The sequence below is a fragment of the Chondromyces crocatus genome (assembly GCF_001189295.1).
GTDB lineage: Bacteria > Myxococcota_A > Polyangia > Polyangiales > Polyangiaceae > Chondromyces > Chondromyces crocatus.
On sequence record NZ_CP012159.1, the window covers coordinates 11,241,845 to 11,265,315 of the forward strand.

The 23,471-nt window shown below is 71.2% G+C and carries 18 protein-coding genes; 9 read left to right on the top strand and 9 right to left on the bottom strand.

What is annotated here, in order from left to right; all coding sequences use genetic code 11:
* Positions 1-335 precede the first annotated feature (335 nt).
* From CMC5_RS40985 to CMC5_RS41005, 5 genes are all read left to right on the top strand, one after another.
* Positions 336-1,619 (top strand): Hsp70 family protein, encoded by a 1,284-nt coding sequence (locus CMC5_RS40985; protein WP_050435514.1) that lies wholly within the window; start codon positions 336-338, stop codon positions 1,617-1,619.
* Positions 1,620-1,796: 177 nt separating this feature from the next.
* Positions 1,797-2,669, top strand: coding sequence for a DUF6748 domain-containing protein (locus CMC5_RS40990; protein WP_156339262.1), 873 nt, complete (start codon positions 1,797-1,799; stop codon positions 2,667-2,669).
* 179 nt (positions 2,670-2,848) lie between these two features.
* Positions 2,849-3,973 (top strand): hypothetical protein, encoded by a 1,125-nt coding sequence (locus CMC5_RS45560; RefSeq protein WP_156339263.1) that lies wholly within the window; start codon positions 2,849-2,851, stop codon positions 3,971-3,973.
* Positions 3,970-4,989 (top strand): tetratricopeptide repeat protein, encoded by a 1,020-nt coding sequence (locus CMC5_RS41000; protein ID WP_156339264.1) that lies wholly within the window; start codon positions 3,970-3,972, stop codon positions 4,987-4,989. The genes CMC5_RS45560 and CMC5_RS41000 overlap by 4 nt, the downstream gene beginning before the upstream one ends.
* A 30-nt stretch (positions 4,990-5,019) precedes the next feature.
* Entirely contained in the window at positions 5,020-6,117 is a 1,098-nt protein-coding gene (locus CMC5_RS41005; protein ID WP_169796411.1) for a hypothetical protein, read from the top strand.
* A gap of 36 nt (positions 6,118-6,153) precedes the next feature.
* Here CMC5_RS41005 and CMC5_RS41010 read toward each other — a convergent pair whose 3' ends face one another.
* The 4 genes from CMC5_RS41010 to CMC5_RS41025 form a co-directional block, all read right to left on the bottom strand.
* Positions 6,154-8,067, bottom strand: a complete 1,914-nt coding sequence (locus CMC5_RS41010; protein WP_156339265.1) for an O-antigen ligase family protein — start codon at positions 8,065-8,067, stop codon at positions 6,154-6,156.
* Positions 8,060-10,228, bottom strand: coding sequence for a HEAT repeat domain-containing protein (locus CMC5_RS41015; RefSeq protein WP_050435519.1), 2,169 nt, complete (start codon positions 10,226-10,228; stop codon positions 8,060-8,062). The genes CMC5_RS41010 and CMC5_RS41015 overlap by 8 nt, the downstream gene beginning before the upstream one ends.
* Positions 10,225-10,578 carry a hypothetical protein gene (locus tag CMC5_RS46340; protein WP_169796817.1) on the bottom strand — a complete coding sequence of 118 codons (354 nt, stop codon included), beginning with the start codon at positions 10,576-10,578 and terminating at the stop codon, positions 10,225-10,227. Before CMC5_RS46340 ends, CMC5_RS41015 begins: the two co-directional genes overlap by 4 nt.
* Before the next feature lie 70 nt (positions 10,579-10,648).
* Complete coding sequence (locus CMC5_RS41025) at positions 10,649-11,587, bottom strand: hypothetical protein (protein WP_050435521.1); 939 nt, start codon at positions 11,585-11,587, stop codon at positions 10,649-10,651.
* A 288-nt stretch (positions 11,588-11,875) separates the two neighbouring features.
* On the opposite strand from CMC5_RS41025, the gene CMC5_RS41030 reads away from it, so the two are divergent.
* Both CMC5_RS41030 and CMC5_RS41035 read left to right on the top strand, forming a co-directional pair.
* The gene (locus CMC5_RS41030; RefSeq protein ID WP_050435522.1) at positions 11,876-12,265 is read left to right on the top strand and encodes a DUF423 domain-containing protein; all 390 of its coding nucleotides are present in this window, start codon (positions 11,876-11,878) and stop codon (positions 12,263-12,265) included.
* Positions 12,266-12,423: 158 nt separating this feature from the next.
* A complete protein-coding gene (locus CMC5_RS41035; protein WP_082363330.1) occupies positions 12,424-13,695 on the top strand; it encodes a Gfo/Idh/MocA family protein in 1,272 nt (423 codons plus the stop codon).
* 7 nt (positions 13,696-13,702) lie between these two features.
* Here CMC5_RS41035 and CMC5_RS41040 read toward each other — a convergent pair whose 3' ends face one another.
* Both CMC5_RS41040 and CMC5_RS41045 read right to left on the bottom strand, forming a co-directional pair.
* On the bottom strand, positions 13,703-16,498 hold the full coding sequence (locus CMC5_RS41040) for a TolB family protein (protein ID WP_156339266.1): 2,796 nt from the start codon (positions 16,496-16,498) through the stop codon (positions 13,703-13,705).
* Positions 16,499-16,721: 223 nt separating this feature from the next.
* Positions 16,722-17,849 carry an ADP-ribosylglycohydrolase family protein gene (locus CMC5_RS41045; protein ID WP_050435524.1) on the bottom strand — a complete coding sequence of 376 codons (1,128 nt, stop codon included), beginning with the start codon at positions 17,847-17,849 and terminating at the stop codon, positions 16,722-16,724.
* A gap of 104 nt (positions 17,850-17,953) precedes the next feature.
* On the opposite strand from CMC5_RS41045, the gene CMC5_RS41050 reads away from it, so the two are divergent.
* Positions 17,954-19,834, top strand: coding sequence for a methyl-accepting chemotaxis protein (locus CMC5_RS41050; protein WP_156339267.1), 1,881 nt, complete (start codon positions 17,954-17,956; stop codon positions 19,832-19,834).
* Between the two features lie 17 nt (positions 19,835-19,851).
* Here the strand turns inward: CMC5_RS41050 and CMC5_RS41055 are convergent, their stop codons facing one another.
* The 3 genes from CMC5_RS41055 to CMC5_RS41065 all read right to left on the bottom strand — a co-directional run bounded on the left by CMC5_RS41055 (position 19,852) and on the right by CMC5_RS41065 (position 22,532).
* The gene (locus tag CMC5_RS41055; protein WP_050435526.1) at positions 19,852-20,349 is read right to left on the bottom strand and encodes a hypothetical protein; all 498 of its coding nucleotides are present in this window, start codon (positions 20,347-20,349) and stop codon (positions 19,852-19,854) included.
* A gap of 170 nt (positions 20,350-20,519) precedes the next feature.
* On the bottom strand, positions 20,520-21,530 hold the full coding sequence (locus CMC5_RS41060; protein WP_050435527.1) for a M15 family metallopeptidase: 1,011 nt from the start codon (positions 21,528-21,530) through the stop codon (positions 20,520-20,522).
* 168 nt (positions 21,531-21,698) lie between these two features.
* Positions 21,699-22,532 carry an SDR family NAD(P)-dependent oxidoreductase gene (locus CMC5_RS41065; protein ID WP_050435528.1) on the bottom strand — a complete coding sequence of 278 codons (834 nt, stop codon included), beginning with the start codon at positions 22,530-22,532 and terminating at the stop codon, positions 21,699-21,701.
* Positions 22,533-22,607: 75 nt separating this feature from the next.
* Between CMC5_RS41065 and CMC5_RS41070 the strand changes: the two genes are divergently transcribed.
* The gene (locus CMC5_RS41070) at positions 22,608-23,387 is read left to right on the top strand and encodes a DUF922 domain-containing Zn-dependent protease (RefSeq protein WP_050435529.1); all 780 of its coding nucleotides are present in this window, start codon (positions 22,608-22,610) and stop codon (positions 23,385-23,387) included.
* Positions 23,388-23,471: the final 84 nt, after the last annotated feature.

The window sequence follows — 23,471 nt, forward strand, 5'->3', positions numbered from 1 at the left end:
GCTCGTCAGGATGCAGCGGATGTGCCGAGCACGGCCGTTCCGTCGTGGGACACCTGGCGAGACCACGGGGCACGCGCTTGTGCTTCAGACGGCCTGATGGGCGCGTTGCCAGCGGGACGTAGCTCGATCTTCGGGAGCCTGGCTCTGGTCAATCCTGCCGAAGGGGGCAGAAATCACCGCTCATCCAGTGAGGCTCCCGAATTCTCTCACGCCGTCGACAGCTTGTAAAGGTAGGCCGCTGCTGGCCAGATGCGCCGCGCTGGGGGCCCTTCCCCGGCGCACGAACTTCGCTCACGACCCATCGACCTCATCACGCCCACAGGAGGCGAACCTTCATGGCACCGAGCTTTCGTCCGTCGATCTATGCGATCGACTTCGGCACCTCCAACTCGCTCCTCGCGGCCGCCAGCGCCGACGCGACCTGTCCACCGATCCCGCTCGACGACGCGGCAGCCGATCCGACCATCCTGCGGAGCGTCCTGTTCTTCGATCACGAGAACCGCTTCTCCTGCGGCGCGAGGGCCATCCGAGACTTCGTCGACCACGGGATGCAGGGCCGCCTCATCCGCTCCACGAAGAAGTACTTGCCCGATCGGAGCTTCTCGGGGACGCAGATCGGCTCCCGCACCTTGAGCATCGAGGAGCTGATCGGCCGGTTCCTGAGGACCATGCGCGAGCGGGCCGATGCGCATTTCGGCGTCACGGTCGAGCGGGTGCTCCTCGGCCGCCCTGCTCGCTTCGCCGGCGGTCCGAACGAGGATCGGCTCGCCGAGGAGCGCCTCGAACGCGCCGCCAAGCTGGCCGGCTTCCAGGAGGTGTCGTTCTGCCCGGAGCCCGTCGCCGCCGCACACGACGTTCGTCTCGACGAGGACCGCGCCTCGCTCGTGCTCATCGCCGACTTCGGTGGCGGCACCTCGGATTTCACCGTCGTCCGCATGCAAGGACACACCCTCGACCCGGCCGGCGTGCTCGCCCTGGGTGGCGTCTCCGTCGCGGGTGACGCGCTCGATGGAAGCCTGATGCGCCACAAGATCTCCCGGCATTTCGGCGCAGAGGTCACCTACAAGGTCCCTCTGGGCTCCAACGTGCTCACCATGCCGCGCGCCATCGTCGAGAAGCTCTGCTCGCCGGCCGACATGACCACCCTCCAGCACCGCGACGTGCTCGCGTTCCTGCGCGACGTGAAGGCCTGGTCACTCGGCGGCGAGGACCGCGAGCGCATGGATCAGCTGCTGTGCCTCGTGGAGGACGCGCTCGCGTTCCGCGTCTTCGAGGCCATCGAGCGGACCAAGTGTGCGCTGTCCGAGAGCCCGACCGCCACGTTCCACTTCAGCTATCCGTCGGTCGAGATCCACGAAGACGTCCGTCGCCACGAGTTCGAGACGGGCAGCAGCCGCGCGATCGACACCATCGTCCAGTCGCTGGACACCACCGTCGACGCGGCAGGGGTCTCGTTCGACGACATCGACGTGGTCTGTTGCACGGGGGGTACGGCGCGTGTTCCACGCATCGCGCAGGCGCTCGAAGAGCGGTTCGGCGCGAGCAAGATGCGGCGCCTCCGCAGCTTCCATTCCGTGGTGCAAGGTCTCGCGGAGCGAGCACGCCAGCTCGCCGCCTGAAGCGGGCGCGACGACATCGGTGGCGCCAGGCAGACACGTCGCCTCTCGCGCTCACCGCAGAGCAGCCTGCGCGCTTGCCGGAGCGCGCTCTGGCCCTGTTCCTGCACCTGGTCGGCAAACGGGGCGAAGGCCCATTTCGCCCTGAAAGAACCGCACAGGGGTCGGGAGGGAATCACGATGCTCAGAGCGCTTGCCATTGCCGTCGGATTCGTGAGCTTGCTGGGAATCCGGGGAGACGCGAAAGCAGCCCGGGAGCGGCAAGATCCAGCTTATTACGTGGTGACTGCCGTCGACGTGCGTCGGTGTGCCCAGCCCCATTGCGGCGGTTACTTCATCGCGAAGGCGAACAAGAGGCTCACCGAGTGCGCCGACGGCGCGGTCGCCGCCTCGTGCTATGTGGCCACGATCGATCTCTCGCGGCTCGGCCTCCGGATGGACGAAGAGCGCGCGCTGCGCGAGGGGAACGTCGTCTTTCACGGGGTCATGCGGCCGCGCAAGGATGTGCCTCGCCTCCGCAACCTGGTGGTGAGCGACGCCTTTCGCGCGCCGCGAGAGGGCTCGCTCTCGTCGACCCTGTTCCACGTGGGGAGCAACGGGGTGCAGTGTGTCACCTACCCCTGCCCCGACACCGAAGCCCGGATCGTCAACACGACCCGGACCCGGACGCTCGACGGGGTCGATCTCAGCGGGGCGTCGGGGACCGAGAGGGACAAGGAGGCCGCCCGACGGGCCCTGCTCGACGAGCGCGGGCTGCTCGTGGAGGGCGTCGAGAAGGTCATCCCCAAAGCGGGACCCGCAGGTGACGCGACCGTCATCGCCGCTCGTCAGTTCTTCTTGCCCGTCGCGAGCCACGACGAGGAGGACTGCCAGGAGGCCCATCAGCGCGTCGATGCAGGAGACGCTGGCAGCGTCACGGAGGCGCCCCTCTCACGATGCTTCGGGGGTGTAGGGGACCCATGCGGGAGCCGCGGGCTCTTGCCTTGCCGACCCGACCTCACCTGCGTCGGAGGTCGCCCCGAGACCGACATCCCGGGGGTTTGCCAGCCCTGAGCGGAGCTGAGCCGAGGAGCCAGCACCTCGAACGGAAGGGGGGCGGGTCGTCACCTCGCGGAGGAAGGGGCCTCGTGCCCCGGGAGCCGCTCCAGGGCCCCCGAAGGGACAGTCACGGACCAGTTCGGTCGCGAGGGGCATGGCGGCTTCGAGGCCCGCGGGCTGATATGCTCTGCTACGTGCCAGCGGCCCCGCTCCTTCTGTCGACCCTCCTCGCCTTGCCCTGGGCTGGAAACAGTGGCCCCAGCTTGAACGCGGCCGCCGCGGCGGCTGCACGACCGCCCGAATGCAAAGCCCGGGTCGGGCGCGCCATCGCGCGAGGTCCTTCGGTCTGGGAGCGCGCTCGGGTCCCTACCCTCCAGCGCTACTGCGACCTGATCGCGCGCGCGCATGCGCAGCTCGCCAGCCGGCCCGAGGCGGCGCGCGAGGCCGCCAAGCTCGCCGAGGAGGCACTGCCCGGCCGAGCCGCGCCCCTGGTGGTGCTCGCCAGGGTGGCGCTGGCGCTCGGCGCGCCCGCCGAGGCAGCGCGGGACTTCTCGCGCGCGCGCGCCATCGATCCCCGGAGCGTGGAGGACCCGTCCACCATGCACGATCTCGCGCGCACGCTGCGGCTCGACGGCAAACGCGACGAGTCCCTCGCCATCTACAGAGCGCTCGTTCCGCGCATCGATCTCCTGGGCAGCCTGGATCGTCGCGTGGCGGCGCTGCTGGAAGCTGCCCACGTGGCCATGGCCGTCGCCGCCGCACCGGCCACACCGACGGAGAGCCCGGCCTCCGCAAACCCATCCGCCGCAAAGACCCCCGCCGCAGGCGCCCCCTCCCCCAGCCCCCCTGCAGCGGCCACAGCCCCCGCCACGTCAGCGTCGGGCGCAGCACGCCCGGAGAGCCAGGGGAGGGCCCCGCTCGACGAAGCCGCGGCCTATCTCCGTGAGGCCCGGCTCCGCCCTCCCACGCAGCTCACGGGCGATGTCCTGCTCTCGCTCGCGCTGGTGCTGGATCGTTCGGGCGACGCGACGCAAGCCGAGGCCGCACTGGACAGCGCAGCCGAGGCCAGCGCCCGCCCTCGCGCGTCGGGATACCTGGTCGTCGACGATGACCGACTGGCGCTGGAGGCGCTGTCGCTCGAACGCACCGATCCCGGAGGCGCCGCGGAGAAGTGGCATGCCTTCCTGGCCACTCCGAGCGGGAAGGGGCCCTGGGCGGCAGCGGCACAAGCGAGGCTCGCGGCGCTCCCCCGTGGGGCCGCAGCGGCGCGGCGGCAGGGTGCCTCTGCGCCGCCTCGCCAGGGAGCAAAGCAGCCATGAGCCGGCACAGGCAACGCTGGCTCGGGGGCTTGCTGCTCGGGGTCCTCTGGCTCTTGCCGACGGCGGTGCAGGCACGTCCCTCCGTCTGGGCGCGGGCGCGCGACCCGCAGGGCGAGAAGCAACGGGAGACCATCCGCACGGCGGAGCGACTGCTGCTCAAGAGCGAGCAAGAAGAAGGGGGCCTGTCGCCACAGATGGCGCAGCTCTACCTCACGCAGGCGCGCTTGCTCTACGAGATGGCGGGGGTGAAGACCTCGACCGATCCCTTCCTGCGGACCCGCTACGCGGGCATCCTGCAAGAACTCGGCGACTACGAGGCGACCACACACGAGCTGGAGGCCATCCTGCGCCTTTCCCCGCCCGCGCCGGTGCGCTCGGAGGTCTACCGAGATCTCGCGGTGTGCTACGCGCGCCTCGACCGGCACGACGAAGAGATCCGAGCGTACGGCGAGGCCCTGGCCCTGGAGCCGCACGCCGGGCCGCGCTCTCTCCTGCTGTCCAACCGCGCCGAGGCCTTCATGGCGATCGGCGACATCACCCAGGCCGTGGCAGGGTATCGCGCTTCTCTGGCGCTGCTGGGGACGCGCGAGATGTTCAGCCACGGGGTGACCACGCTCTGGGGTCTGAGCGTGGGGCTCGATCGCTCTGGCGACCTGGAGTCTGCCCTCGAGAACATCCGGCTCGCGCGCACCTATGATCCACGGGACATGCGCATCAACGGGCCTGGCTGGTTCTACGTGCCCTCGTACGATGTGCACTGGTACAAAGCCCTCGGCCACTGGCAGAGCGCGCGGGCAGCCGAGACCGGCGCGGCCCGGGTGCAGTTCTTCGGCGACGCGGTGGCTTCGTGGCAAGCTTACCTGGACAGTGCGCCGACCGAGGACTCGTGGGCTCCCCTCGCCCGCGTGCGGCTCGCCCAGTGCGAGCGCGAGCGCGAAGACGCCATCCGCCGTAGCCTGAAGGTGCGCACCAGCGCAAAGCCTCCACCTGCGCGACCACGAGGCAAGACACCGTAGACGTCGACGTCGTCGCAGAAGGAGGCCTCGGTGATTCGCGATTCGCTGTTCAACGAGCCCGTGCTCTGGAAGGGGAGGCCGAAGGTCATCGACGTGCCGGCCACCTACCGCTCCGCCTCCATCGTGTGCGCCGTGACCTCGGCGATTGGCACCGCCTCGGCCATCGTCGTCGCGACGGCCCTCCACGCCCGCCCGACCCAGCTCCTCCTGTTCTCGGCCTGGATGGCGACGCTCGCCGTGGCCGCGCGGGCGCTGCCCCGGTGGTGGCGGTCGGAGCTGGAGTACACGTTGACCGCGCACCACATCGTCACGCAGCGCGGGAGGATGCGGCGCTCGATCGAGCGGCGATCCATCAGCTACGCCCGCATCCACTGGAGCCCAAAGCACCCTGGCGTGGGTGACCTGGAGCTGGTGCGCGCCGTGCCCACGGGCGCGCTGAGGCGGCGGCTCTCGATCACCCTGCCCGGCATCATCGCGCCCGATCGCGTCTGGGCCATCCTGCGGGGCGTCACGCCGTCGGCACCGGCAGGGGACGGTCATCGGCTGCTGGCGCAGCGCCTCGACGACGGCGAGCGGGTGCTCTGGTCGGGTCACCCCGACGGCGGCTGGCGGCGCTGGCTCCCCAGGGGCATCCGCGGCGTGATCTCCGTCGCCATGGGGTTGATGTTCTTCGTGACCGGCGCGGGCACGGCGGCGCAGTCCGTGCGCATCCTGCGGCTCGTGGTGCGCGCGGGCGTGCACCCGGAGAGCCTGACCTTCATGTCGCTCGTGGCCGCCCTCGCCTTGACCATCGTGCTCCTCACGGCCGCCGGGGTCGCGACGCTCTACGCCACGGTGGTGCGCCCTGCGCGTCTCGACCGGGAGACGCGCTACCTGATCACCGATCTGCGGGTGCTCATCCAGCGAGGAGACGAGGAGCTGCATCTCGACCGAACCCGGATCATCGACGTGATCGACGCACCAGGCCCTGGAGGCGTCCGTGACGTGTTCCTGGTCCTCGATGGTCCACGCGCCCGGGCCGTCGCCGCCAGCGGTGCCTTCGGGGAGCCTCCCGGCCTGGGCCTTCAACCCGTGCTGCACGCGGTGACGGACGTGGAGTCGGTGCGACAGGCCTTGCTGCTGGCGTGACCCGAGGACCCGTGACCCCCGAGCGCCGTCGTGCCCTCAGCGCGCACCCGACGCCTCGGCATCCAGCCGCGCACGCCGCACGCGCTCGGTGATGGCCAGCATCCGAGGGTGCCCTGGGGAAATCGATCGCGCCGCGTCGAGGTGGACCTCGGCGTCATCGAGCTTGCCCACCCGGACGAGCGCCTCGACGAGGTTGGCATGGGCTCGCAGCGAGCCGGGGTGATGGCGGAGGGCGCGGCGATAGGCGCTCACGGCCGCAGCAGGCGCGTCCAGCTCGAGGTGGGCGTTGCCGATCGCCACGTCGGTCCCCACGTTGGCGAGCAGCGCGCGCGAGCACTCCAGCACCCCGAGCGCGCCGGCAGCATCGCCTTCCTCCAGCCGCGCGAGTCCGAGCGCCAGCCTCGCCTCGCCGTTCCACGGATCCAGCCGCACGGCGCGCTCGATCATGGCACTCCGGGCCGCAGGCATCACGTCCCGTGCGTCACTGAGTTGACGCGCGGAGAGCCAGCTCCGCGTCGCAACGGCGAGCAGGAGCGCCACGGCCACCAGCCCCAGCGCGGCCGGAGCCCCTGCCGTCCACAGGAATGGATCTCCTTCGCCCGACCGCGGCACGACAGGAGTCTTCGAAGAAGCTGCCCCTCGGTCCCTTCGTCCCGACGCAGCCAGCGTGAGCGCCATCAGCAACGCAACGGCGGGCTGCTGAAGCGGGCTGTCCCCCCAGGCGCAGAGGGCGAAGGTACCGAGCGACGCCGCACCAGCGAACCAGCCCGCACGCCACGCCACGCGGATGCCCCACGCGATGGCCGCCGCGAGGAGGGCGACGCCTGGCAGCCCTCCTTCCGCCGCCGCTTGCAGCCAGTCATTGTGCGCCGTGGTCGCGTTCAGAAACTGCCGAGACGACTGCGGCGGAGAGAGCCGCGCGAGCCGCTTCCCCTGCGCCTCGAGGTAAGCGGGCGCGAACGCTCCCAGGCCGACGCCGAAGGGCAGCGCGGCGCGCGCCGCATCCGCGCTCGCCCGCCAGATCCGGACACGCCCGTCCCAGGCGCTGGCCAGCGGCACGTCCACTCCGCCGATCACCGTCGGGACCTCGGCACCCACGGCCTCGGATGCGAAAGGCGCCTCCTGCACCTCGACCCCTGCAGACGTCGCCAACGGCAACCCCCCGCGGCTCACCACCACGAGACCGACGGCCAGCATCCCCATCGCCCCCGAAGCCACGAGCCGGACGGCGCGCCGGTAGCGACCGTGCGCGCCGACCACCAGCCCCACGGCGAGCGTCACGCCGAGCGCAATCCAGGCGACCCGTGAACGTGCCAGCAGCAGCGCTGGCAACGACACCACCGCCGCACCTGCCGCCGCGAGCCACCAGCGAGACCCGGCTCGCCACGAGACCCACGCGAGTTCGATGGTGAGCGGGAGTGACACGGCGAGCACCAGGCCCAGCCAGTTGGGGTTGCCGTGGCCCCCATGGATCGCGAAGCCCCGCCCACCGCAGGCCACCTGCGCGAGCGCGAACAGCGAGGAGCCGCCCCCGAGGCAGCCGCCCGCGACCAGCGCGGCCCAGCGCGCACCACCAGCAGGCAAGCGCATCGCGGCGAGCATCAGCGCCGACACCGCGACCCAGGCGCAGAGCATCCCCATGCCCGCCACATGTCCCCACGCGAGCGACACCACCGACCACCCCACGAACCCGAGCCACAACGCCGCCGGCGACGAGATCCCTTCCGCGCCAGTCCGCCCAGCCACCTCACGATGCCTCGCGCCCTGCCCCAGCACGACCGCGAGGGCCACGGCAGCGGCGAGGAGCAGCACCGTATGCTTCGCCGTGGCCGCAGGCGCCGCAGGGTCCCAGATCAGCGCAGCGAGCGCTGCGGACGCCCCGAGGAGACCCGCGCGAGCCCGCGCGCCGAGCGTGGTCTCGCCGGAAGGCCCCCCCTCCCGGTCAGTCACGCCCCACGAGCAGCTCGCGCAGCCGATCGCGCACGTGCTCTCGTTGCTCACGCGACAGCGCGCGCCGAAGCACCCAGGTCAGCTTCTGCTCGCGGTCTTCGCGCAGATAGCGCGCCGCGAGTTCCCGTTCGCGCGACGAGGGCGCGCCGAGTGCATCCAGGAAACGGAAGATCCCTGCTTCCGGATCCCACGCGAGCTGCACCGCCGCAGCGGCCAGCGCCATGTCGACGTCTGGCCCTCCGGCGTCCACGGGTCCCCTCGCTGCATCTCCCGACGCCCCCACCCCGGCCCCCACAGGGCGGCTCACCGCCGCGGGCCGCCGAGAACGACGCGCGAGCTCCGGCGCGAGGCGCGCTTGCACCTCGGGCTCCTTGATGCGGCGGGCCACGTCCACGAACCCGGGCAGCCAGGTGGCCGGGAAATTGTCGAATTCGGCGAAGATCCGCGCGTCCGCATCACGGTCACCCAGCCGGGAGAGCGCCACCGCCGCATGCAGGCGCAGCCAGACGTCGACATCGGCGAGCCGGGGTGCGAGGCGCGCCTTCACCGACGTGTCCCCCAGATCTCCCAGGAGGTCCACCGCGGAGCGGGCGCTCCACCGATCCTCACGCGCCAGCGCCGCGTCCATGCTGCTCGCCGCGAGGGGCAGCGTCCCCGGCGGCCGCAGCTCTGCCAGCAGATCCGTGAGCTCGTCCTGGCCACGCGCCCACGCGAGCAGCACCCTCCCCGAGACGGCCGGCGCCCGGTCGACCCGGAGATACGACGCCACGTCGTCGACCCCGCAGTCCTGCTGCTCCATGCACGACAGAAGATAGTCCCGCACCCTCGGGTCCCCGGCTCGGCCCAGCGCGAGCGCGGCGCGATGCTTCACCGCCGTCTTCCGGGTCATGAACAGCTTGTCGTGGATGAGGTTGGCGCGCTTGTCCCCGCTCAGGGCGTGCAGCGCATAGATCGCCTCCTGCCGGATCGACAGGTTGGGATCATCCACGAAGCGCTCCAGCGGCTTCGCCGCCTTGTCCGTGCCCAGCTTGCCCAGCGCGACGATCGCGCTCGTGCGCACGAAGTCGCTGGGATCGGAGAGCGCCTTCTCCAGCAGGGGCAGCCCCTCGGGCCGCTTCACGTCGCCCAGCACGAAGGCGGCGTTGAGCCGGATGATCGCCTGCTTGTGCTCGATGACCTGGCGCACCGACGTGTAGAAGGCCCCCGGGTCCAGCCGCTCCAGGGCGAAGGCGATGTTGTTGAGCATGCGCGACTCGCGCACCTTCGGCAGCCGCGCGAGCAGCACCTGCGCCGCCGACTTGTCGCCCACGAGCCCCAGCGCGTGGACCGCCTTGTTGCGGATGTCGGCGCTGGGATGCTCCAGCAAGGGCGTGAGTGGCGCGACGAGCCGCCCGGCGCGCAGCGAGGCCGCCGCCTCGGTCGCGGCGAGCTGGAGGGGCGCGTGGTGGCTCGCGAGCGCGGCGGCCACCTCGCCTTCCAGCGTGGCTCGCGCCATCAGGTGGCGGCTCATCCACAGGGCACGGAACGCCGTCGCGCGCAGGTCCGGCGCATCGGCGTCCGGCTTGCGACGCAGCTCCTGGCGGAGCACCGTCACCGCCTTCGGCTGGCTGAGCGCCCCCAGCGCCTGCAGGATCAGCACGCGGTTCCCCACCTCCTCGTCCGTGCGCCGGAACAACCGAAGCAACGGGTCGAGGGAGCTCGGGTCCGGCATCCGGGCCACGCCCTGGATCACCACGGCGCGCACCTCGGGCTCCCAGTCGTCGAGCGCGGCCTGAAGTGCGGGCAGCCCGCGCCGGTCACCCAGCTGGCCGAGCATGATCGCGCACGTGCTGCGGATGTCCGCGTTCACGTTGTCGGCGAGGCACCTGGAGAGCGCCAGCGTCCCCCGCTTTCCCAGGCCGAGGATGTCAGGGCTCGCGGGCATCTCCCGCCCCGTGACGTTGATCAGCACCGCGGGGTCGCTCGACATCGCGGCGAGCACACGCCGCCGCGCCGCTGCACGGCTCTCCGGCGCTGGCCCCCCGTTGCCCTGCTCCTCCGAAACCACCGCGTCGTCCGCCGCCGCCTTCAAGGTCACGCCGAGCGCCGGCAGGAGCGCGAGCGTCAACGCGCCGATCCCCACCCAACGCTGTCGTGACGAGGTCCGCTTCGAGGACTTCATCGCTCCGTCTCCCTTGCTGCGCCGACCTTCTCGACGCGCGTCGTCAATTTGCGGACGGCTTCCAGCAGCGCGCCTTCGGAGAGCTGCCGCGGCAGGTACCGGATGGTGACCGACCGCCCCTTGCAGACCCCTGCATGCCGATCCCACTGGACGAGGTCCACGCCCCGATCCTCGTACAGCGCGAGGTCGAACACCTCCTCGCATCCAGGCCCCGGCCGGAGATCCACCCGCAGCGCGACCTCTGCCCGGGCCACCCCCCGCGGGACGGGCATGTCGTGCCGAGGCCCGGTCGCGGTCACACCGGCCCCGCAGCCCACGAGGAGCACCGTGGCGAGCAGCAGCACGCGCATCGAACGCTCCCCGAGCGAAGACAACCTCACGTCACCCCGACGGGCACGCATGAGAGTTCCGATCGACCTCTCAGCCAGCGGGCTTGCGCGCGATCGCAGCGCTGTAGATCTCGCCCGCGCTGGTCCCGATCCACAAGGACGCGCCCCCCTTGGCCGTGGCGACGATCACGCGCGGCTCACCCCGCCCTCCGAGCTGAACCTTCGCGCTCGGCGCGAGCGTCCCTGCGCCAGCGCCCTCGATCGTCGCCTCGCTGTAGAGGGCGAGCCGCCCGTCGGGGAACGCCACGAACAGCGCTCCCTCCAGCACCGCAACATCCGCCACCGGCCCCTCGAGGGTGAGGGTCTTCGCCGTGAGCTTGCCGCCTGCCTTCACCACCACGCACACCGTCCCGCCACCGCGCTTGTACAGCGCCGAGAGCTGCTGCCCACCGCGCACGCGATCGAGTCCCGCCGCCTCACGAGGCAACGTCGCCCGGTGGCTCGCCCCCGGCTCCGGGGTGGCGCCCGGGTGCACCCGCAGCTCACCGCCCTCGGCCCCGGTGTCCACCACGGCGTAGGTCTCGCCCTCGGTCACGTCGAACGCCCGCACCGATCCCCGCAGGACGAAGGGTCGCTCCTCGACGTCGTTCTTCAGCAGCTTGAGCTCTGCGGCCGCGCCGTCCCACTTCAAGGTCAGCGCCGTCTCGCCGCCGGGACGTGCCGCGAGCTGCCGCGCGTCGCGGGACACCTGATCCATCTTCGGGGAGTGCTGGATGCCGAGCAGCGCCCACACGTCCCCTTCGCTGCGCACGACGGCCACGTCCTTGGACAGGAGGGCGACGTCGTCCGCCGACGACAGCGACACGTTGGTCGTCTTGCCGGACGATCCCCCGAGCGCGCAGACACCGACGCGCACCGGATCGGTGGAGACCATCGCCACGAGGCCAGGGTTCGCCAGCACGGCGGCACCACGGATCTCGGCGTCGAGCGAGTGAACCTTGCGAGGCGCGTTCAGGCTATGGAACGACATGGGTGCAGGAGAATACTCGTTTCTCCTTCCCGGGGGATCCCTTTCGCCGTCACCGATCTCCCCCGCACGTCTCCCTTCGCTGGCGTCGCACCGCCCCCCCGCACCTGCACACCACCACCTCCGGGCATCACGCGCCGAAGGCAACGTCGAGCGCCGTCTGCCGGAGCGTCGGCAGGACCCGGCGACGTGCTCGCCGAGGGTGACGTGCTCACCGAGACCGAGGGAGAAGGCTCACGACGGTCCCCAAAGACTCGCTGCCTTGCCAGGACCGCGGTAGACGCCCCGAGCATGGAACGCGTCTTCTTCCTCCTGTCGGGCGTCTATGGCTTCCTCGGGGTGGCGCTGGGCGCCTTCGGTGCCCATGGGCTGAAGACACGGCTGGAGTCGCTCCCGGATGCCGCATTGCGCACCGGATGGTGGCAGACCGGCGCGCAGTATCACCTGATCCATGCCCTCGCCCTCGCCCTCGCCGCCTACCTCGCAGGGCGCACCAGCGCGACCACGGCGACGGTGGCGGGCTTCTGTTTCGCAGGGGGTGTGCTGCTCTTCTCCGGGAGCCTGTACGTGATGACGTTGACCGGCATCCGCTGGCTCGGGGCGGTGACGCCGCTCGGGGGGCTCCTGATGCTGGCCGGGTGGGCCTCCGTGGCCCTCACCGCCATGAAGCTGGGACAGTGAGCTGATCCAGACCGGCGCCCCACCCCGCTCCGGCGGACCGACGAGGAGCTGGACGCTCCGGACATCGACCTCGGCTCACCCCCGCCGTGGACATGACGGGTGCACGACGAGATCGCGTGTGCCAGCGTTGACGGCCCCCTGTCCTTGCCGAGGAGCTGATGTCCGACGCGAAGCCGCTCTCGTTCTCCCGCCGTGATTTCTTCGTCGCTGCTGGCGCTGCGAGCGTCGGCGGGATCGCGTCTCACCTCGTCTCGAAGCAGATCGACTACAGCGGCGCGGCGCAACCGACGGCGCCGGCGACCCAGGCCCTGCCCGCGATCACGGCACCTCCCCCGAGCGCGGCTACGTCGGCGCCCCAGGAAGACGTCGGCCCTGTGGAGCCGCCGAATGCGCAGTCCCCTGACGCCGAGGTCCCCCGGGCCACGAAGAAGCTCGGCTGGGCCATCGTGGGACTCGGCAAGCTCGCGCTGGAGGAGGTGCTGCCCGCGTTCGGGGTGGCCAAGCACGCTCGGCTCGCAGCGCTGGTCAGCGGGCACCAGGACAAGGCGCTCCAGGTCGCCGAAGCCTACGGGCTCGATCCGAAGAACGTCTACGGCTACGAGATGTTCGACACGATCGAGGACAACCCGGCGGTCGACATCGTCTACGTGATCCTGCCGAACTCGATGCACGCGGAGTACACCATCCGCGGCTTCAGGGCAGGCAAGCACGTGCTCTGCGAGAAGCCGATGGCGCCGACCACCGACGAATGCACCCGGATGATCGCGGCGGCGAAGCGGGCCGGCAAGAAGCTGATGGTCGCCTACCGGTTGCGGTACGAGCCCATCAACCAGAAGGTCATCGAGATGTGCCGCAGCAAAGAGCTGGGGCCGCTCCGCACCTTCGAGGCGAGCCACGTGCAGGTGACCCGAGCGCCCAACATCCGGCTGAGCAGCAAGCTCGCCGGAGGCCCGCTGGGAGACATCGGGATCTACTGCATCAACGCCGCGCGCTACGTCGCGGGGGAGGAGCCGGTGGAGGTCACCGCGATGATGCACCAGCCCCACGACGACGGGAACTTCAGGGAGGTCCCCGCCGGCTATGCGTTCACCATGCGCTTCCCATCCGGCATGCTCGCGCATTGCGATTGCCATTTTGCCGCCGCGAAGTCGGCACGATATCGGGTGCATTGCGCGGACGGGTACATCGACGTCGACCCGGCCTTCACCTACGAGGGGCTGGAGCTGCGCGTGAACCGCGAGGCGGGGACGACGCGGCTGCAGGTCGAGCCGGTGAACCAGTTCGCGGCGGAGATGGACCATTTCTCGCTGGCCGTGATGAACGACACCGCGCCGCTCACCCCCGGGGAAGAGGGACTGGCCGACGTGCGGGTGATCAAGGCCATCGAGGAGGCGGCGCGGAGTGGGCGTACGGTGAAGATCGGCGCGTGAGCGCGCCTCAGCGCTTCCAGGCGATCGTCATCCACCGGACGCGGCCGGAGCCGCTCAGCGCGTCGTCGGAGAAGAAGAGCCCCCCCGAGCCAGCGAACGAGGGAGACACGTCCTGGGCCGCGTTCCCGGTGAGGACACCGAGGAGCTGCGTCGCCCCGGGCCGGCCCTGCGCGTTGAACTCGAGGGCGCGCAGCGACAGCGCTTCCCCTTCGGCCACGGTGAGCACCGCGCGGCAGCCGCCGTCGCAGGCGAGCGCGATCGATGCCGCCGAGGCCCCTTCCACGCCGAGGGGGATGGCGCCGGGCGCGCCTTGCATGAGGCCTCGCTCGTCGACGTGCACGAACCGGGCGGTGCCGCCCCCCGTCGCCCCGTCCCCGGTCGGCTCCTCGATCCAGGCCGCGAGCATGCCGCTGCCGAAGGGCGCGAGGGCCGGGCTGCGCGAGTGCTCGGGGGAGGTGAAGAGGCGGGTCTCCGGCCCGGCTTTCTGGAGCGTCTTGGCGTCGAGGCGGGCCATCCAGATGTCGGCCGTCTCCTCGTTCTGTCGCGCGTCGGACCAGACGAGCCAGGCCTCCTTGCCGCGCATCAGGATCTGCACCTCGGCGGCGTCACCGGCGGCGTCGGTGACGCGGCGGTCGGGCCCCGACTTCTGGAGGTTCTTGTCGAGCCGCGCCGCGTAGACCTCGGCGTTGCCGTCGCGGGTGTCGACCCAGGCGAGGATCCAGCCGTCCGCCCCATCGTGGACGATGGCGACGTCTGCGGCTTCGCTGGGCGCGCCCGAGGCGGTCTTGCGTCGCGGCGCGGTGGTCACCTTCTTCTGGGTGACCTTCTCGCCGTTCGCGTCGAGACGGGTGACGTAGACCTGCGGCTCCCCCTTCTCGCGCGCGACCCAGGCCACCACGCTGTCGGGCCGCTCGCCCGGGGCCGTGGCGATGGACACCCCGCCGATCGACGAGGCCTTCTGCGACAGGACGTTGAGCTTCCCGAGCGCCTCGGGGCCGACCGCGCGCACCGCCAGCGTGGCCCCCTGATCCTTGTCCTTGTCCTTCGCGCGCCCGTTCGCTGCGGCGTTGCTCTCCAGCGTGTACGTCACCCACGCGGCGAGACCACGACCCCCGCCGAGATCGGTGCCAGCGACCCGGGACACGTGCTCGCCATCGTAGAGAGCACGCACCGAGCTGGCGCGGGGCACGGCGTCGGCCGTCTCTCGATGGGCTGGCACCTGCCAGGGCCCCTCACGCACCGGCAGGGCGACCACGGCGAGCGGAGCGCCCTGGGGCGGAGGGGGAGGAGCCGCCTTGTCGGACTTGTTCGCCCCGCCCGGGTTCCGCGCGGAGGAGGCGGCGCGGGGTTCTGGCGCGGGTGGCGGCGCGGCGCTGCGCGGGGCAGCCGCGCTCGCGAGGGCAGTGCACTGACCCTTGGCGCACGACAGCCCGCGCACGAGGTACGGAATCCCGCCCGTGGCAGCGAACGGCGCGGCCCGGACCGGCTCTCCCGCGCGCACCGAGAGGTCCGCACCGAAGCGCACGTACGTCGGCCAGATGGGCGTCTCGTCATCCCCCTCGGCCATCAGGTTCGGAGGCCCCGCCGCTGGGGCGAGGGTGAGCGCCGCGAAGCCGTCTCCATCGAGCGCCAGGTCCGGAGGGCCGCTCGCGCTCATCATCAGGCCCGCTTGCTCCTTGCCGAGAACGCCATCGGCCCCGATCGCCGCGAGGTGGATGAGCCGCGCCTCCCGCGGCGCGCGGATGAGGTCTTCCCAGGCGAGGAGCGCTCGCTTCGCCGGAGGAGCGCCGGGAACGTACGGGGGTGAGACGAGCGACACGAGCGCTTGCTCCCCCGCCGGCGCAGTGGCCCGGAGCGGCGCGACGGCGATGCGCCCGCCTGGCTCGACCACGGAGACGTACACCGTGGCGTCCAGATCGCGCTCGTCGGTCCAGGCGAGCAGGTATTTGCCGTCGATCGAAGCGATCTCCAGGTCGATCTGCGCCGTCACCTCCTGGCTCACCACCACGGGCGCGCCGGGCTTGCCGTTCGCGCCGAGCTCGACGAGCGCGATCTGACCGAGCTTGGGCTCCGCGGCAGAGCGCGTCGACTTCCCGGAAGCGCGACGGACGATGGCGACGGCCGCGCCCTTCTCACTCGACGTGGCCTGCCAGGCGAGGACGTCGCGCGCGACCGCGACCGGCGTCGCCGCCTTGCCTCCGCTGACGCCCGACGCCATCACGTCGGCGCCATCCTCCCGCGGCAGCTCCCACACCACCGTGGACCCCTGCGCGCTGACGAGCACGTCGACCCAGGCGATCTCCTCGGCCGACTGCAAGACCAGCGTGGGCTTGCCCGCGGCATTCCCTGCGCCGTCGAGCGCGAGCAGCCGGATGGCCCGGCTTCCCCCCTGCTCCTCGATCCATGCCACGACGTAGCCCGAGCTGGAGGCACGCAGCGAGGCCACCGAGACCTCCTCCGGCGCGACGCCGACCTCGACACGGGCCGCGAGCGGCGCGCCGTCTGCCCCGAGCCGACGAGACCACCACTTGCCGCCCGCTGCCCAGAAGAGCAACGCCTCGTCCCCCCGGCGCGTGAAGTACGGCGACGACTCCTCGTCTTCGAGGTGAGCCACCACGTTCGCGGGGAGGAGCGGCGGGCCCGAAGGCCCCTTCGCCGCGGAGGGCGGCGTCTCCAGCGCCCGCGGCGGCCGCTTCGTGGGCGTCCCCAGCGAGGCCCCGCCACCACATCCCACGAGCGAGAGGATCAGGGCCGCAGGGGGAAGCGCGTGATGGATCGAGCGGAGGGCGAGCCGGAGGAGCATAGGGGGCGGACGATGCCAGAGGAACTTGGGTCCGGCCACCATGATGCGTGGCCGTTCTTCGCAGGCGATGGATTCCCGCATCGCCCCCTCTGCGAAGGGCGAGGGCGGCGGGGGTGACGCGTGAGGCGCAGGACGCCCGCGCCGTGCGTGAGGCGCAGGACGCCCGCGCCGTGCATGAGGCGCAGGATGCCCGCGCCGTGAACGTGACGACGCTCGCTCCACGTCAGTACGGCGGCAGCATGCGCCGGAAGCCATGGAGCAGGGCGATGGCGAGGAAGAGGGCATTCCGCGGGAGGATGGCGGGCCAGAACAGCGGCAGCGGACCTCGATCGCCCTCCGCACCACCCCGCGCGACAAGCGTCGTGCCCCGCTCGAGGCGGACGGCCGTGCCACCGAAGCGCTCCGCCAGACGCACCCCGAGCTTGCGCATCCAGCCCACCGAGCGGGGATAGTCGCAGATGCCGTCGAGCCACGCGGACGGGATGGCGCTGGCCCCGGCCGTCGCGCCTGCCAGCGCCCCCGCGACGGCCCCGGTGCTGTCGGCGTCACCGCCGAGGAGGATCACCTCCTCCACGCACTGCGCGACGTCTCCAGGGCTCTTCAGCCAGCAAAAGAGCGCGACGGGCACGGTGTGGAGCATGTATCCCGTCACGCCATCCGACAGGCCCAGCGACGCAGCGAGCTGCCTCCCCGAAGCGCCACGAGCGAGATGCGCTTCCACCTCGTCGAGCGCCGCAAGCAGCGCCTCTCCCTCGATCCGGCGCCGCAGCTCGCCGAAGAGCGCGGTCGGGTGAACGCCGTGAGGCCCGTGCTGGACCCCGTGGGCCGCCGCGAGGGCGATGACCAGCGCGCCCTCCTCGGCGCGGGGATCGGTGTGCGTGAGCCGCGTGGAGGCCCGCACGAACGGCGCGATGCGCTCGGGCGTGTCGGCGAGACAAGCGCCGAGGATCGGCGCGCGCATCGCCGGGCCGTTCCCGGCCGAGAACACCCCGCTGCGCGTGACGGGAAAGCCGAGGCAAAGCTTCACGATGGCCCGCAACGTCGCCCACCCGACGGCTGCCGGCAGCGCGAGAAACCAGCCTCGCAGGCGCCAGGCGAGCGCACGTGCGAAGCGCCCCTCGTCCTCCGCCTCTGCGAGCAGGGCCTGCGCCGTCATGCAGGCATGCTCGGCGTCGTCACTCAGCATCCCGCGCCCGAGCACGAAGTGATGCCGCAGAGGCCCCACCCCGTACAGACGCACAGCGCGCTCGGGCGTCAGGCCCTCACGGGGCAAACCGAGGGCATCCCCCACCGCCGCCCCGAGCAGCGCCCCCGTCAGCTGGTCGATGCGATCTGGCTTCAGGCCGTCCATGTGCGGCGCAGATTCGCAACGCGCGTGCCACCCGACCCGCGCCGCATTCTCTCGGCGAAGACGACGTTTCACGGCCTCGCCACCCGCTCACGCACGCCCTCCCGTTGACAAGCTGTCAAGGACACCACGACGCGCATGACAGCGCGGCATCGAATGGATGTCGGCGCCTCGAATCGGTCGTCTATACTACGTCCGGCTCGACGGTCGCCTGCTCCCACCACCAGCTTCGCGACGCACAGCCTCACCCCATGTCCAAGCCAGCCGCCCCGCAGACCGACATCCGCGCGGTGCTCAACCGCACCGTCTTGATCCCGACCCTCCTGATGGGCGCTGTCGGAGCGCTGATGTTCTGGCAGATCAACCGCCTGGTCGAGCTGGCACGGTGGGTCGACCACACCGACAAGGTCATCGCGCGAGCCGCGCTGGTCGAACGCTTGCTCGCGGACAAGGAGACGGGCGTGCGTGGTTACGTCGCCACCCGAGACGCCCTGTTCCTCGAGCCCTATGACGCGGCCTCGATCAGCTTCGATTCGGTCGTCAGCGAGCTGGAGGACACCGTGGCCGACAATCCGGCCCAGGCCCGTCGGGTGATCAGCCTGCGTGACGCCCACGCAGCATGGCAGCAGGAGTCGGCGCGTCCGATCATCGAGCGACAGAAGCGCGGCGAGCCCATCGACATCGAGCTTCACCGGACCGGCAAAGAGCAGATGGACCGCATGCGCGCGCTGATCGGCGACTTCACCCGGGTCGAGACCGAGCTCCGCGACTCACGCACGGAGGCCGCCGGGGGCGCGTCGAGCACCCTGCTCTGGATCGGGGGCGGCATGCTCCTCGGCATCGCCGCGTTCATTGGACTCTTCACGCGGCGCCAGCTCTTTGCGGTGTCGCGCACCTACGGCCAGGCGCTCGCGGACTCCGAGCAGCGGGCGAGAGCGCTGGAGGACTCGGAGAAAGCGCTGGCCATCCGCGCAGAGAAGGAAGCCAGCGCGCGCCAGGAGCTCGCGGCCACCGTCGGCCACTACGGCGCCTTCATCGGCCGGCTCGCGCGCGGCGAGTTCTCGGCGACCGTGGAGCCCACGGGGAGTACCGAGATGCGTCAGCTCGGTGATGATCTCGGCGCGATGGGCCACGCCCTGCGCACGATGACCCTCCGGATCAACGAGGCCGTCGTGGCGCTGAGCAGCGCGACGAGCGAGATCCTCGCGGTCACCCAGGAGCAGACGGCGGTGACGATGCAGACCGCGTCGGCGGTGACCAAGACGGTGGTCACCGTCGAAGAGGTCACCCAGACCGCGCAGCAGGTGGCCGACCGCGCCAAGGCCGTCGCGCTCGCGTCGCAGCGCAGCCTGGAGGTCTCCACCTCCGGGCAGCGAGCCGTGGAGCGGAGCGTCAGCTCCATGGATCAAGTGAACACCCAGGTCACCTCGATCTCGGAGCGCATCCTCGTGCTGTCCGACCAGGCACAGGCCGTCGGGCAGATCATCACCACCGTCAACGAACTGGCCGAGCAATCGAACCTGCTCGCCCTCAACGCCTCCATCGAAGCCGCGCGCGCCGGCGAGCACGGACGCAGCTTCGCGGTCGTCGCGCAGGAGGTGCGCCGCCTGGCCGAGCAGTCCAAGGACGCCACGAGCAAGGTGCGCAGCATCCTCGGCGAGATCCAGCGCTCCACGAACGCCGCGGTCCTCGCCACCGAGGAGGGGACGAAGACCGTGGCCTCGGCGGTGCAAGCCGCACGCACCGCGGGTGACCGCATCAAACAGCTCGCCGAGACCATCGCCCTGGCCTCCCATGCCGCGGCGCAGATCGTGGCCGCCGCCGAGGATCAGACGGTGGTCATCGGCCAGACCTCCCAGGCCATCCGCGCCATCGAGCAGGCCAGCACGCAGACCGTCGAGGGGACGCGCCAGTCCGAGCGCGCGGCGCGCGACATCGGCGCCCTGGCCACCCGGCTGGGCGATGCCGCCGCGCAGTACCGCACCTGATCTCTTCTCCGTGGGGCTCAGAGGATCAGGATGAGATCCATCTCGCTGCTCTCGGGGCGCCCTCCCCCGGTGACCACATGGGGCTCGTTGGCTGGCGCCAGCAGCAGCGCGCGCGTTCGAGAAGGGAGCAGCTCGACGTCCTGCTCGATCCCGTGCAGCGGATCGTGCCGCTGCAGCTCGACGCAGTGAGCGATCCCCTCGCGGATCGCGGCGAAGATCCCGCCCGCGCCGAGACCATCGGCCGCGCACGCGCTCAGCAGATGGTCCTCGATGCACGCCGAGCAGGGCGCGACCTCGGACGCGACGCGCACGATGAGCCGCGCCCCGGCGTTCGGGAGCAGATGAATCTTGAGCGGGATGGCCAGCGCAGAGTCACGCCCCACGGGGACGCTGATCAGGACCTTGTCGCCGTTGCGCACGACCAGCGTGCGCCGCGCACCTTCACTCGAAGGGATGGCCTCCGGGCTCGCAGGCTGCCCTTCGAAGTTCACCGCCTCCGGCGCCGCTCTGTCCATGAGGATCCAGAGGCGGTCGTCTTCCCTAGATGGATCGTCGGATGCTCTGTGCTGCGAGCCTCTGCCCATTGGACCTCCGAGGGATGATCAAAGAATAACCCTCCGGAGGCTCGCGCGCTGGCCAGGAAGGCCAGACAATGTCAGCGAGGTAGGATACCCGGCGCGACGGCTCAGTGCGCGTGATCGCCGCAGCTCTCGCCCTCGTACTCCCGCTCGAGCTGCTCGACCAGGGCAGCATCGAAGGGTACCGCCTGCGCCGCGCCGTCCGCAGACCCCAGGGACTGGGCGAACTCCGCGGATTCCTCCGAATCCGAGAGCGCGTCGATCGCGGCGCCTTCTGCCGTGTCCGGTCCGAGCAGACCCGGATTGCAGGTTGCGCCCTTGGCGAACCCGTTGGCCGGCGACTTCTTCATGCGCGCCTCCGTCTGCGGCCCCCACACGCCGTCGGCGTCGATCTTGTCGCTCGCGTTGTTGCGGTTCCACAGCCGCTGGAAGGCCTTCACGCCCAGGCTCTTGTAGCTGACGGCGCCTGGACCGGCGTAGTCGTAGTGGACGGGATCACTCGACCCGAGCCACTTGAACCCCCGGTTCTGGAGCGCCGTCTTCCACGACGAGTACTGGTTGATGTCGATCGCCAGACCCGACTCGTGGTTGCTCGCGCCCGGCTTGGCTGCGAGCGAGATGTTGCAACGACCCGTCTGGTACCAGCGGTACAGCATGTACTGGGCGGCCGACGTCCGGAGCATCGAGTTGACCGTCATCGTCTTGCTCGGGTTGGCGTCGAGCGCCGCGACCAGCTTGTCGCGCGCCGGCTTCTCCATGTAACGGAACACGGCCGAGCCGAAGGTCACGTTGTTCCGCTTGGGAACGAGCACGTAGGCGTCGGGGTTCATGCAGCGGACCTCGTTGATGATCTGCTGCGAGAGCTTGTTGATCGCCGAGGTCGAGCAGCCCGAGGCCGTGGCCTGAAGGACGGTGGGCCCCGAGACGGCATCCTCGCGCGTCTCCACCACCTCGGTCTCGTCGGCCCCCGGCTCGCCCGTCTCGCCGTCGACCTCTTCGCTCATCTCATCGCCGTCTTCGTCGATGGAAGCGATGCAACCGATGCCGCTGACGGGGGCCGCGAAGAGGAGCGAAAGGACGGCGAGGCGCCGAGCGAGGGGCGAGGAGAACGTGTGCATGGTCGAGCATATTTGCACACGCCATGCCGACGCCGCATCCCTCGACGAGGGCGCGGGGACAGCCCTCGTCCCGTCGCGCTGTGCAGCCTTCCGCACGACGGTTGTGCAGACCTCACCAGCGTTGTGCGAGGTTCTGCACAACCGCGCGTGGCGCCCGACCAGCGCCCCTCAGCTCCTCCCGTGGCGCACGCGGAACGCCTCCTTCGCGACGCGCCCCCGTGTCTCCATGAGGGGCACGAGCGCCCGACGGAGCGGTGGTAGCGCCGCGCCGAGACGCGCCAGGATCCCGGTCTGCACTGGAATCGTGCGCTCCCGGCGGCCATCCACGGCGCTCGCGACCACGAGTTCCGCCACCTGGTCCGCGGAGGACATCGGCTGCGCGAAGATGAGATCCGGCACGTGGTCCAGCTCCTGGAGAAGGAAACCCGTCTCCACCGGGCCGGGCGAGACCACCGCGAGGCGCACCCCCGTCCCCTCCAGCTCCTCGCGGAGCGCGAAGGTGAACGCGCGCAGCCCGAACTTCGACGCGGAGTAGGTCGCCTCGCCCGCGAGCGGGAACTGCCCCGCGATCGACGCCACCTGCACGATCGCCCCCCCGCGCGCGCGCAGCGCAGGCAGCGCGAGCCGGGTCAGCACCACCGGCGCCACCAGGTTGATCTGGAGCACGTTCGCGAGCGCCCGGTGGTCCTGATCCGCCAGCGGCCCCCGCGTGTTCGCCCCCGCGTTGTTCACCAGCACATCGATGCCCCCGAAGGCGGAGATCACGTCCTGGATCAGGCGCTCGCAGGCGTCGATGTCCGTCAGGTCCGCCGGGAAGGCGCGCGCATCCCCACCGCGGGCGCGGAGCTCCTCGACCAGCGCGTCGAGCCCCGCTGCACCGCGCGCGACCACGGCCACACGGGCCCCCTCTTCCACGAAGCGACGCGCCGACGCGGCCCCGATCCCTGCCGAGCTGGAGGCGCCGGTGACGATGACGACCTTGTTCGCGAACCTTCCCTGCATGACTCCTCGGAGGTCACGGAGCGAGTTCCGTGACCTGGCGGAGGTGTCTACCATTGCCGGACAGGAGGCGCTGGGGTGGCGAAGCGCGTCGACGGTCATTTCGAGGCACCAGCACGCGCGGGTTCAGCGCGCACCTCCCGGGCTGCCTGCAAGGTCCCGAGCGCGCATCAAGGGCCCCCTCCCCGTGCGCACGGGTCCACGCTCGCAGCGGCCCTCGGAGCTGTGCTCGCGCTCCCCGGCACCGGCTGCGGCGGACGAACGACACCTGCCAGCGCGAGCCCCTACGCCATCGACGTACGCTCTGCCCCCTGCCCGTCCGCGCTCTCGACCTCCTCGATCGCGGACGAGAAGCTCATCGTGCGCGCGCGGTGCCTGTTCTACGAGGTCCGCGGCCACAGCGCCGATGCGCTGCGCCGCTCCCTGAACAGCGAGGGCCCCACCGACGAGACCGGCACCTACGACGCCTACACCAGCTTCGCCCTGCGCTACGGGTTCGACGAGAAGCGCGACGCTGCCGGCTGCAGGACCACCTCCGTCGTGGTGGAACTCCACCTCGCCCACATCCTGCCCGAGTGGCTCCAGGCGAAGACCGCCCCCCGCGCGCTCACCACCCGGTGGCTGCACTTCACCGAGCGGCTCGCGGCCCACGAACGCGGGCACGCCGACATCTCGATCGCCGCCGCCCGCGAGCTCACTCGTGACCTCGAAGGCCTCCCACCCCAGCCGACGTGCGGCACGCTGCGCTCCCTGGCGCACCGCCTGTTCGAGGAGGCCATCGGCCGGCTCGGGCACAGCCACCGGAGCTACGACTGGCGCACCCACCATGGCCGGCGCCAGGGCGTCCGGTTTCCCTGAGTGGGCGCCCCGCGCACGAAGCGAGCCCCTCATGCACACGGCCGGTGACTTCGCCCGTTTCTCGATGCAACGACGTCAGGCCCG

What these genes read in the sequence shown, in the direction of transcription:
- CMC5_RS41040 (WP_156339266.1), bottom strand. Translation starts at nt 16,498, where the DNA reads ATGCTCCTCCGGCTCGCCCTCCGCTCGATCCATCACGCGCTTCCCCCT.
- CMC5_RS41000 (WP_156339264.1), top strand. Translation starts at nt 3,970, where the DNA reads ATGAGCCGGCACAGGCAACGCTGGCTCGGGGGCTTGCTGCTCGGGGTC.
- CMC5_RS41015 (WP_050435519.1), bottom strand. Translation starts at nt 10,228, where the DNA reads ATGAAGTCCTCGAAGCGGACCTCGTCACGACAGCGTTGGGTGGGGATC.
- CMC5_RS41030 (WP_050435522.1), top strand. Translation starts at nt 11,876, where the DNA reads ATGGAACGCGTCTTCTTCCTCCTGTCGGGCGTCTATGGCTTCCTCGGG.
- CMC5_RS46340 (WP_169796817.1), bottom strand. Translation starts at nt 10,578, where the DNA reads ATGCGCGTGCTGCTGCTCGCCACGGTGCTCCTCGTGGGCTGCGGGGCC.
- CMC5_RS41065 (WP_050435528.1), bottom strand. Translation starts at nt 22,532, where the DNA reads ATGCAGGGAAGGTTCGCGAACAAGGTCGTCATCGTCACCGGCGCCTCC.
- CMC5_RS41055 (WP_050435526.1), bottom strand. Translation starts at nt 20,349, where the DNA reads ATGGACAGAGCGGCGCCGGAGGCGGTGAACTTCGAAGGGCAGCCTGCG.
- CMC5_RS40990 (WP_156339262.1), top strand. Translation starts at nt 1,797, where the DNA reads ATGCTCAGAGCGCTTGCCATTGCCGTCGGATTCGTGAGCTTGCTGGGA.
- CMC5_RS41035 (WP_082363330.1), top strand. Translation starts at nt 12,424, where the DNA reads ATGTCCGACGCGAAGCCGCTCTCGTTCTCCCGCCGTGATTTCTTCGTC.
- CMC5_RS41025 (WP_050435521.1), bottom strand. Translation starts at nt 11,587, where the DNA reads ATGTCGTTCCATAGCCTGAACGCGCCTCGCAAGGTTCACTCGCTCGAC.
- CMC5_RS41060 (WP_050435527.1), bottom strand. Translation starts at nt 21,530, where the DNA reads ATGCACACGTTCTCCTCGCCCCTCGCTCGGCGCCTCGCCGTCCTTTCG.
- CMC5_RS40985 (WP_050435514.1), top strand. Translation starts at nt 336, where the DNA reads ATGGCACCGAGCTTTCGTCCGTCGATCTATGCGATCGACTTCGGCACC.
- CMC5_RS41045 (WP_050435524.1), bottom strand. Translation starts at nt 17,849, where the DNA reads ATGGACGGCCTGAAGCCAGATCGCATCGACCAGCTGACGGGGGCGCTG.